The organism is Selenomonas sp. (genome assembly GCF_052169755.1).
Taxonomy (GTDB): Bacteria; Bacillota; Negativicutes; order Selenomonadales; family Selenomonadaceae; genus Selenomonas.
Map to the genome: position 1 here is coordinate 23,288 of NZ_JBQNBV010000009.1, position 6,936 is coordinate 30,223.

Below are 6,936 nucleotides of genomic sequence, written 5' to 3' on the forward strand. Positions count from 1 at the left end.
AACCCGACGCTGCAGCGGGTTCTTTTTTTTGTTAGCCGTTATCTGTGTCTTTTTGGTGACGCAGGCGAAAGATGAGGCGGAAGGAGAGTGAGAGAATGATGGCGATGACGGTCGCGAGAGACATGCCTTTGAGCGTTACGGCGCCGATCGTGAGACTTGCCGTCGATACGCCGACTCCCATGACGATGGATGTCAGAAGGAGATTGGCGGGTTTGCCGTAATCGACTTTGGATTCGACGAGGATGCGGATGCCGGAGGCGGCGATGACGCCGAAAAGAAGCATGGAAACGCCGCCCATGACGGGGGTGGGGATGCTCTGGATGAGCGCCGCGAGCTTGCCGAGGCACGAAAGTACGATGGCAAAGACGGCAGCGCCGCCGATGACCCATGTCGAGTAGACTTTGGTGATGGCGAGGACGCCGATGTTCTCGCCATAGGTTGTGTTTGGCGTCGAGCCGAAGAAGCCGGAAAAGATCGTTGATATGCCGTTGCCGAGAAGCGAGCGGTCGAGTCCCGGATCTTTCGTGAGGTTGCGTCCTACGATGTTGTTCGTCACGATCAGATGCCCGATGTGCTCGACGATGACGACGATGGAAGCGGGCAGTATGATGAGGACGGCGCCAAGCTCGAACTGCGGTGTATAGATCGTCGGAATGGCAAACCACGGTGCGCTCTCGACGGATGAGAGGTCAACGATGCCCGCGCAATAAGCGATGATGTAGCCGGAGATGACGCCGATGAGGATCGGGATGATTGCGAGGAATCCGCGAAACGCCATAGATGCGAAGATTGTGACGGCGAGCGTCGCAACGGAAACGAATACGACCGTAGGGGCGGTATCGGCATCGGTCAGCCCTGCCATCTTTGCCGCCGTCGGCATGAGCTCAAGTCCGATGACAGCGACGATCGCCCCCATCGAAGCGGGGGGAAAGATCACGTCGATCCAGCCTGTGCCGACAGTGTGAATGATGAAGCTCACGAGGCAGAATACGGCGCCGACGACGATGAAGCCGCCGAGCGCCGCTTCGTAGCTGTAGTCGGAGAGGACGAGGAAGACGGGCGAGAGGAAGGCGAAGCTTGAGCCGAGGTAGGCGGGAATCTTGCCCTTGCAGAGAATCAGATAAAAGAGCGTGCCGATGCCGTTGAAGAGAAGGACGGTCGCCGGATTGATCTGAAAGAGGATCGGCACGAGTACCGTCGAGCCGAACATGGCAAAGAGATGCTGCAGGGAAAGCGGAATCGTTTGGATGAGCGGCAGCCGCTCCTCAGGGGCAATGGTTCTTTGTGTCATAGCAATACTCCTTTGAAAGATAGTTATACCAAAGTAGAATTTAGCACAGAATGAACGCTTTGTCTAATGGATTCTCGTCGGATGCTTTTGGAATGTGAGTACAGCAGGAAAGAATGAAACGGAAGGCGAATAGGCAAAGAAGGGATAGGGTGGTGATGGTGGAGGTGCAGGTATGGGCGTAAAGGACATGGGACAGAGGCTCTGCCGGTCGGTGCAGGGCGGCTATCGGCGCTTTCGCACAGCGATGATTCTTGATGTTGTACTGTTTGTTTGCGTGGGTGTGCTTACGTACTGCCATGTGTATGAGATGCAAGATTGGTATACGGAGGAAATTGGCTGTGCGGCGGCAGCGGCGGCGATCGGCTGCATCTTTGCTGTCGCCCTGCGGTTATTCTTGGAGAGGCGCGGACAGGAGCGGCATGGCTTCGAGGCACTGCTGACGGTTGTCGTATTTGTGTTTTTCTTCATTCTTGTGCAGGGACATGATTGGACGGATTCCTATATTCTGCTCAAGACGGCAGGGCCGACGCTTGTTTTTGCTTCTGTCGGTCTTTTCTGCCTTGAGCCGCAGAACGAAGGCGAGAATCCGCCACTTGCCGTGTTTTTTGCAATCTCTAAGGCATGGCTTGTCGGCACACTTTTGCTCATATCTCTGGGTATCTGCTTGACAGCATTCGATTCGCTGATTTTTTCTTTGGAATTTCGACTGCAGGCGATGCTACATTTCCTCATGGTGGAATTTTCCTATCTTTTCATCGCGGTGCAGATCTTTCTCGCTAGCCTGCCTGATCGGGGGAAGACGACGGAGACTCCCGCGCTCTTTCGTGCGCTCCTCGTGCGCGTGCTTTGGCCGGTCTATCTGCTCTTGCTCGCTATTCTCTATCTTTATGTGGCAAAGATCATCTATGCATGGGAGATCCCCGTCGGCATGATGAATTGGTTCTCTTCGTTGGCTCTTTTAGCCTTCAGCGTGTTTTTCTTCTGCTTTGCGAATGATGCGCGCTATTCGCTGCTGCAGCGTTTCCTGCGCTGGGGTCTTTTGCTCTTTCTGCCGATCCTTGCGGTGCAGGCTGTCGCTGTTTGGCAGCGAGTTGAGCCGTACGGCCTGACGGTGCTACGCTATACGTCAATCCTCTGTACGATGTTCGGCATTTTTTTGCTCATGCGTGCCTTCTTTCGCCGTTCGCCGCGTCCGGCGTTTCTCGTCTTGGCAATCGCTGTCGCCGTGTTCACGCTGACGCCGCTCAATATCGTCGATGTGCCGCTTCGCACGCAGGAAGCCCGTCTTTGGCGCGTGCTTCTGGAAAATGATATGCTGCAAAATGGCGCGGTCGTGGAAAACCCCGATCTTTCGCCGGACGAGTGTGACAAACTCTTGAGCGCTTCGAAGTATTTGACGGAGCAGCAGAAAACGACGTTTCTTGAAACGTCGGGTATGCGTGAGGTGCTTGCGAAATTGCGTGGCAGGCAGAAGAGGGAAAAAACTGCCGAATGGTTCGAGTTCCAAGCGGAAAATCCTGTCTGCATTCCTGTAGAGGGTTGGAAGAAAGCTTATTGGATTGACAATCCTGCTGTGGAGGACGGCGTGATTTTTGTGGATAAGGGCGACGGAACAAAGGAGCGAGTCGATGTTTCTGTGTATCTCAAGGAGCTTTTGGCATACGCGCACAAGGAGGATGCGAGAGGAACGGGCAAATTCACGCGGGAGCTTAGGATCGATATAGATGAAAACACTTGCCTTTGGCTGCGGGATGTCAATTTGTCCGTTCGTAGGGACAGGGACAGAGAAGACATCAAGGCGTATATCACAGGTGTACTTCTGAAGCGCTAAATGGTTAACAATGTTTATATTCTGTTGTATAATTGTAGTGAAAGGAGCTGATTCTATGGCAGCAAATGCTACGTTTACTGTTCGTATGAATCCGGAACTTAAAAAGCAGGCGGAAATTGTCTGTGAGGAAATGGGCTTGACCATGTCATCTGCCATGACGATTTTTCTCAAGCGTTTGGTCAAAGACCGTGCCATACCGTTTCGCGTATCGGCAGGCGACCATTTTTACAGTGAGGAGAATATACGCCATCTCCGCGCAGCTGCAGAGCGAATGGAAGCGGGAAAAAATGTGGTTCATGACATCATTGAAGGCGATGATGTATGATTATTTCATGGGATGAGGAAGCATGGGCGGATTATATCGATTGGCAGAACGAGGATAAAAAGACGCTGAAGCGCATAAACTCCTTAATCAAGGATATTCAGCGCAACGGCACGCAGGGAATTGGTAAAGCAGAGCCGTTGAAGTATATCAAGGGCGGTTGGTACAGTCGGCGCATTGATAAAATGAATCGCCTGGTGTTTCGGATTCGTGGTCAGAACTTGGAGATTTTGCAATGTAAGGAACACTATGATGATTGACGGAGAAGAGTAAAGGAAGAAGGAAGTTTTTTGCTGGGGATTCATCGAAGAGAAATCAATATGCTCGAAGGTTCGCTTTGGGACAAGATCATCGTCTTTGCCTTGCCCATCGCTCTGACGGGCATTTTGGAGCAGATGTTCAATGCGGCAGATGTCGCTGTGCTCGGGCGTTTCGTCAGTACGGAGGCGATGGCGGCGGTCGGCAACAATGTGCCGATTGTCGGTCTGATCGTGACGCTTTTTCTGGGGCTTTCTCTCGGAGCCAATGTCGTCATCGCGCAGTACATCGGCGCGCGGCGGCTTGCAGAGGCGAGCCGCGCCGTCCATACGTCGCTCGTGCTGTCGCTCCTTGCAGGCGTAAGTGTGACTTTGCTGGGCGAGTTTTTTGCTGCGCCGCTGCTTTCGCTGCTCGACGTGCCTGATGCCGTTTTGCCTATGGCGACCCTGTATCTGCGCGTCTTTCTTTTCGGTATGCCGTTTATGAGCGTCTACAATTTCGCTTCGGCGATCCTCCGAAGTCACGGCGATACGGGTACGCCGCTCATCGCGCTCTTGGCGGCGAGCGTGCTCAACATCTTTCTTGACCTCGGCTTCGTGCATCTTTTTGGCATGGGTGTTGACGGCGTGGCGTGGGGCACCGTGCTTTCGTATCTCGTGGCGGCTTTCATGCTCATTCGCGCTTTGCGCCGCGAAGAGGGTGTTCTGCGCCTCGATGTTCGCCTCCTGCGTATGCGCCGTCATCATACGAAGCGCATCTTCGTTATCGGTTTGCCTGCCGCCGTGCAGGGCATGGTTTTTTGCTTTGCCAATCTCGTCATTCAGGCGGCTTTGAACAGTCTCGGCGCAGAGGTCATGGCGGCGTCGGCGGCGGCATTTACGATTGAGATCAATATGTATTGTGTGATCGCAGCGTTTCAGCAGGCGTGCACGACCTTCGTCAGTCAGAATTACGGCGCGGGCAACTTGCCGCGCTGCCGTGAGGTCACGCGCTGGAGTCTTCGTCTGAATATCGTCGCCATGCTCGTTCTCGGAGCGCTCATCCTCTGCTTCATGCGTTCGCTGCTGCGCATATTCAACGCCGATCCCGCCGTCATCGAGATCGGCGTCATACGCATCGTCTATGTCGTCGTGCCCGAGATATTCGCCGTATTCATCGACATCTTCTCCGGCTCGATGCGCGGTTACGGCTACTCGCTGATGCCGGCTGTCGTTACGCTCGTCTGCATTTGCGGCGTGCGTCTTTCGTGGGTCTGGCTCGTATTTCCGCACCATCCGACGTTTGAGACGCTCATGATTATTTATCCGATCAGCTGGGCGGTGACGTCGATGTTCCTCTATCTTTTGTATCGATTCTATTTGAAACATCTGAAGGTGATGCGCCTGACGTAGAGAAAAACAGGATTCTTTGTACGAAAAAAGCTCGGTCGAAAGCGAATCTCGACCGAGCTTTTTCGTATTCTTCGGAGGTTGGAAAGGTCAGACGTGGAAGCGGCCGACGGTCTCTTTCAGTTCGTGGGCGAGCTGCGACAGCGTCTGGCTCGCGGCGGCGATTTCCTGCGTCGATGCCGCCTGCTCTTCGGAGACGGCGGAGACGTTTTCCGCTTCCTTGCGCACGTCGTTTGAGGCATTCTTGATTTCCTGTACGGAGGAAACGGTCTGTGTGCTGTCTTGGCGTACACGCTGCGTCAAAGTCTCGATGCTCTTGACGCGCTCGGAAAGCCCCTGCACGAGTTCGGCGATGCGGTCGAACTTCTTGCCCGCTTCGTTGACCTGCGTGACGCCCTCGCTGACGCGATCCTTTTGCTGCTGCATGATGGAGAATGTGCGCTCGATCTGGGAAGAGTTCTCCGTGATGAGCGTTGTGATCTGCTGCGCCGCCGTTTCTGACTGCTCGGCGAGCTTTCGCACCTCTTCGGCGACGACGGCGAATCCCTTGCCCGATTCGCCGGCGCGTGCAGCCTCGATGGCGGCATTCAAGGCAAGGAGATTCGTCTGGCTGGCGATCTGGGTGATCATCTCGACGATTTCGGCTATGCGCTTCGATCCTTCGTAGAGGGAGTTGACGGCATCGGCGACCTCTTTTGTGCTGCCGTTGATGGTTTCCATGCCCTCGACGGCGACGTGAAGTCCGCTCTGACCTTCCGTCGTCGCTTTGTGCGTCTCGGCGGCGGATGAGGCGACATCGTGGATGACATTGACGACCTTGCCCATTTCGTCGGACATCGCGTTGACGGAGTCGATGGAGCGGTCGACGATGTCATTTTGCTGCTGCGCACTCTGGGCGATATGGGTCACGGCTTCCGCCGCACTTTGTGAAGCGTTGGCGGACTGACCTGCCGACGAGGTCAGCTCTTCGGAAGATGTGGCGAGCTGATCGGCAGCCTTGAGGGAGCGCTGCACGAGGTCGTGCAGGTTCTTGGACATCTTGGCAAAGCTCTGATGAAGTCTGCCGATTTCATCCCGACGATCCGTGTCGCTGAATTTGTGCGACAAATTGCCTTCTGCCACTTGCTCGGCAATCTTGCCGAGTTCTGTGATCGGCGTCGCAATCGAGCGCGTGATGTAGAGGATGATGGAGATGAGCACAGCGATCGAGAGGAGGATGATGACGGCAACGATCGCGCCCATATTAATGATCGGGTCGAGGATCTCCGATTTCGGCACTTCGAGTACCAGCACCCATCCCGTATCGCCGACAGGGGCGGAAGCGAAGAGCATCGTCGTGCCGTTTTCGCTCCAAGAGGCGATGGTCGGTTTGCCTTGGAAGAAGGCTTTGATCGCTTCGGCATTTTCCTTCTGGTCGAAGATCGTGTCGTCGATCGGCTTTGACTTGTGAGAAATGAAGTTGCCGTCCTCGTTGAGGAGGAAGGCGCCGCCTGTTTTCCCAACCTTGATGGCGGAGACGAAATCCTTCACGGCGTCGAGCGACAGATCGACGCCTGCGACGCCTGCGACTTGACCGTTTTGGCGAAACGCCGAACTGAGGCTCACGACGGGCTTGTGGTCGGTCTTGGTCAGGTAGATCTTCGAGATCATGACGTCCTGAGAGCTTGCTGCATCCTTGTACCAGGCGCGTCCTGTCGCGTCGAAGGTGGGGTCTGAGGTCTTGTCGGCACCGTCAATGAAGGGCTGGTTCGGGAAGCCGATGAAGAAATCCCCGATGCCGTTTTTGTTGGCGAAATAGTTCGCCGTCGTCTGCATGTCCTCGTGCGAGGGCAGTTTCGCATCCCAT

The 6,936-nt window shown here is 54.9% G+C and carries 6 protein-coding genes; 4 read left to right on the forward strand and 2 right to left on the reverse strand.

The window, feature by feature from the left end:
* Nucleotides 1-31 precede the first annotated feature (31 nt).
* A complete protein-coding gene (gene uraA / locus ACTTKG_RS01565) occupies nt 32-1,291 on the reverse strand; it encodes a uracil permease (RefSeq protein ID WP_442672505.1) in 1,260 nt (419 codons plus the stop codon).
* Between the two features lie 172 nt (nt 1,292-1,463).
* On the opposite strand from uraA, the gene ACTTKG_RS01570 reads away from it, so the two are divergent.
* Genes ACTTKG_RS01570 through ACTTKG_RS01585 form a run of 4 tightly spaced genes read left to right on the forward strand, consistent with a single transcriptional unit; the run spans nt 1,464 to nt 5,093 of the window.
* Nucleotides 1,464-3,122 (forward strand): DUF4153 domain-containing protein, encoded by a 1,659-nt coding sequence (locus ACTTKG_RS01570; RefSeq protein ID WP_442672506.1) that lies wholly within the window; start codon nt 1,464-1,466, stop codon nt 3,120-3,122.
* 55 nt (nt 3,123-3,177) lie between these two features.
* The gene (locus ACTTKG_RS01575; RefSeq protein ID WP_442672507.1) at nt 3,178-3,447 is read left to right on the forward strand and encodes a type II toxin-antitoxin system RelB/DinJ family antitoxin; all 270 of its coding nucleotides are present in this window, start codon (nt 3,178-3,180) and stop codon (nt 3,445-3,447) included.
* Nucleotides 3,444-3,704, forward strand: a complete 261-nt coding sequence (locus ACTTKG_RS01580; RefSeq protein WP_298591536.1) for a Txe/YoeB family addiction module toxin — start codon at nt 3,444-3,446, stop codon at nt 3,702-3,704. The genes ACTTKG_RS01575 and ACTTKG_RS01580 overlap by 4 nt, the downstream gene beginning before the upstream one ends.
* A 60-nt stretch (nt 3,705-3,764) precedes the next feature.
* Nucleotides 3,765-5,093 carry an MATE family efflux transporter gene (locus ACTTKG_RS01585; protein ID WP_442672508.1) on the forward strand — a complete coding sequence of 443 codons (1,329 nt, stop codon included), beginning with the start codon at nt 3,765-3,767 and terminating at the stop codon, nt 5,091-5,093.
* A gap of 87 nt (nt 5,094-5,180) precedes the next feature.
* Here the strand turns inward: ACTTKG_RS01585 and ACTTKG_RS01590 are convergent.
* Nucleotides 5,181-6,936, reverse strand: a 1,756-nt coding sequence (locus ACTTKG_RS01590) for a methyl-accepting chemotaxis protein (RefSeq protein ID WP_442672509.1), incomplete at its 5' end; no start/stop codon positions are given.

Excerpts from the sequence above, each read along its gene's own strand:
- ACTTKG_RS01585 (WP_442672508.1), top strand. The coding sequence starts at position 3,765 with ATGCTCGAAGGTTCGCTTTGGGACAAGATCATCGTCTTTGCCTTGCCC.
- ACTTKG_RS01580 (WP_298591536.1), top strand. The coding sequence starts at position 3,444 with ATGATTATTTCATGGGATGAGGAAGCATGGGCGGATTATATCGATTGG.
- uraA (WP_442672505.1), bottom strand. The coding sequence starts at position 1,291 with ATGACACAAAGAACCATTGCCCCTGAGGAGCGGCTGCCGCTCATCCAA.
- ACTTKG_RS01570 (WP_442672506.1), top strand. The coding sequence starts at position 1,464 with ATGGGCGTAAAGGACATGGGACAGAGGCTCTGCCGGTCGGTGCAGGGC.
- ACTTKG_RS01575 (WP_442672507.1), top strand. The coding sequence starts at position 3,178 with ATGGCAGCAAATGCTACGTTTACTGTTCGTATGAATCCGGAACTTAAA.